3 protein-coding genes are annotated in these 2507 nt (G+C 64.5%); 2 read left to right on the forward strand and 1 reads right to left on the reverse strand.

Features of this window, described 5'->3' with window-relative positions; translation table 11 throughout:
• Positions 1–74 precede the first annotated feature (74 nt).
• Entirely contained in the window at positions 75–881 is an 807-nt protein-coding gene (locus tag EN893_RS28860) for an undecaprenyl-diphosphate phosphatase (protein ID WP_127269760.1), read from the reverse strand.
• Positions 882–1041: 160 nt separating this feature from the next.
• On the opposite strand from EN893_RS28860, the gene EN893_RS28865 reads away from it, so the two are divergent.
• Positions 1042–1734 carry a glutathione S-transferase family protein gene (locus EN893_RS28865; protein WP_013528622.1) on the forward strand — a complete coding sequence of 231 codons (693 nt, stop codon included), beginning with the start codon at positions 1042–1044 and terminating at the stop codon, positions 1732–1734.
• A partial coding sequence (queG, locus tag EN893_RS28870) for a tRNA epoxyqueuosine(34) reductase QueG (protein ID WP_128361980.1) occupies positions 1715–2507 on the forward strand: 793 nt, incomplete at its 3' end. The genes EN893_RS28865 and queG, both read left to right, overlap by 20 nt.

Below are 2507 nucleotides of genomic sequence, written 5' to 3' on the forward strand. Positions count from 1 at the left end.
GCGAACCGGGCCTTCACCGTTCGTCGTTCGGAAAGCCAAGCAATTGGCTTTCCGTCCGCTTCGCGGACCACTCCTCACCCCCAGATCATCAGCGCCATCAACCCGACACCGCCGACCACCAGCCGCCACCAGCCGAACAGCGCGTAGCCTTTGCGCGAGACATAATCGAGCAGGAAGCGTACGACGATGAGCGCCGTGACGAAGGCGGCGACGAAGCCGACGGCGATGATCGGCAGGTCGGCACTGCTCAGCACGTTGCGGTTCTTGAACAGGTCGAAGGCAAAGGCGCCGACCATGGTCGGGATCGCAAGGAAGAAGGAAAATTCAGCGGCAGCGCGCTTATCGACGCCCAAAAGCAGGGCGCCGACGATGGTCGAGCCCGAACGCGATGTACCGGGAATGAGCGACAGGCACTGGAAAAGCCCGATCTGCAGGTAAAGCCGGGTCGGGAAGCGCTCGACATCGCGGTAGACCGGCTTGAGGTTCATGCGGTCCACCGCCAGCAGCACGACGCCGCCGATGATCAGCATGATGCAGATCAGCCTCGGCGATTCGAACAGCACCGTCTTGATGAAATCATGCGCCAGCGCGCCGATGATCGCCGCCGGCAGGAAGGCGATCAGGATGCCGATGGCGAAATGCCGCGTCAGCCGGTCATGCGGCAGTTCGAGCAGCATCTTCCACAGGCGGCGGAAATAGACGCTGAGGATCGCCAGGATGGCGCCGAGCTGGATCAGGATCTCGAAGGCCTTGCCGGTCGAATGGAAGCCGAGGAAATGACCGGCAAGCAGAATATGGCCGGTCGACGACACCGGGATGAACTCGGTCAACCCCTCCAGCAGGCCGAGCAGCAGGGCTTCGACGATGGTCTGGCTTTCCATGGCTACCTCGGCATTGGCGTGACGGCTGACAGAAGGGCTTGCTTGTCATGGCGTTGAAGTCCCCCTATAGGTCGCAACACCCTGACGGCCCGCTAACCGGGCGGCCAAGACTTACCGGTGCGCCCTGCGATTCGCCAGTGCGCTTTATCATCGCGGAACCATGCTGACGCTTTTCCACCATCCCATGTTCGCCACCTGTCGCTTCGTCCGCCTCGCATTCGGCGAGTATGGCGAGGAGCTGGCTTTGATCGAGGAAAAGCCGTGGACCCGGCGCAAGGAGTTCCTGGCGCTGAACCCGGCCGGAACGCTGCCGATCCTGCTGGCCGAAGGCGACGTGCCGATCGTCGGCGCGACGGTGATTTCGGAATATCTCGATGAAACGCGCGGCGTGCTGAAGCGCGACAAGCGGCTGTTCGCCGAGGACCCGATGCAGCGCGCCGAAATCCGCCGGCTCATCGACTGGTATCTCAACAAGGCCGAAAGTGAAGTCACCCGCCATCTGGTGCGCGAGCGCGTGCTCAAGCCGGTCATGCCGGAAACGGCTGGCGGCGGCTCGCCCGATTCGGGCGCGATCCGTGCCGCGCGCGCCAACATCCGCCAGCACATGAAATACACCAACTGGCTGGCCGGCACCCGCCATTGGCTGGCCGGTTCGAGGGTCACCTATGCCGATCTCGCGGCCGCGGCGACGCTGTCGGTGCTCGACTATCTCGGCGAGATCGACTGGCGCGAGCACAGCGCTGCACGCGAATGGTACACGCGGGTCAAGTCGCGGCCCTCCTTCCGGCCGCTTTTGACCGACCGGGTGCGCGGCCTGTCACCGGTGTCGCATTATGCGGACCTCGACTTCTGACGCCGCAAAACTGCGCGCGCTGATCGACGCGGAGGCGCAGCGCGCCGGCTTCGATGCCGTTGCCGTCACCTCCCCCGATGCGATCCCGCTGGCGCCGGCGCGCCTGGCCGAATTCGTCGCCGATGGCTTTCATGGGTCGATGGACTGGATCGCCGAGACGCTTCAACGCCGCAGTGAACCAACAGCCCTCTGGCCGCAGGTGCGCTCGATCATCGTGCTGGCGATGAACTATGGCCCCGACCATGATCCGCGCGGGGTGCTGGCCAAGCGCGACTCCGGCGCGATCTCGGTCTATGCGCAAAACCGCGACTATCACGATGTGATGAAGGGGCGGCTGAAGGAGATCGCCGGCAAGATCGTGGCGCGCGCCGGGGGTGATGTGAAGGTATTCGTCGACACTGCGCCGGTGATGGAAAAGCCGCTGGCCGAGGCCGCCGGGCTCGGCTGGCAAGGCAAGCACACCAATCTGGTCAGCCGCGAGCACGGCTCCTGGCTGTTCCTCGGCACCATCTTCACCACCGCCGAACTCGTGCCCGACCGCGCCGAGATCGACCATTGCGGCTCCTGCCGCGCCTGCCTCGACGCGTGCCCGACCGATGCCTTTCCGGCGCCCTACCGGCTCGATGCGCGGCGCTGCATCTCCTATCTCACCATCGAGAACAAGGGGCCGATTCCGCACGAATTCCGCGAAAAGATCGGCAACCGCATCTATGGCTGCGACGATTGTCTTGCCGCCTGCCCGTGGAACAAATTCGCCCGGGCAGCTTCCGAAG

Source organism: Mesorhizobium sp. M7A.F.Ca.CA.004.04.2.1, from assembly GCF_004022825.1.
In the GTDB taxonomy this organism is placed as follows: Bacteria; Pseudomonadota; Alphaproteobacteria; order Rhizobiales; family Rhizobiaceae; genus Mesorhizobium.

Coding starts and splice junctions, on each gene's coding strand:
- EN893_RS28860 (WP_127269760.1), bottom strand. CDS start 881: ATGGAAAGCCAGACCATCGTCGAAGCCCTGCTGCTCGGCCTGCTGGAG.
- EN893_RS28865 (WP_013528622.1), top strand. CDS start 1,042: ATGCTGACGCTTTTCCACCATCCCATGTTCGCCACCTGTCGCTTCGTC.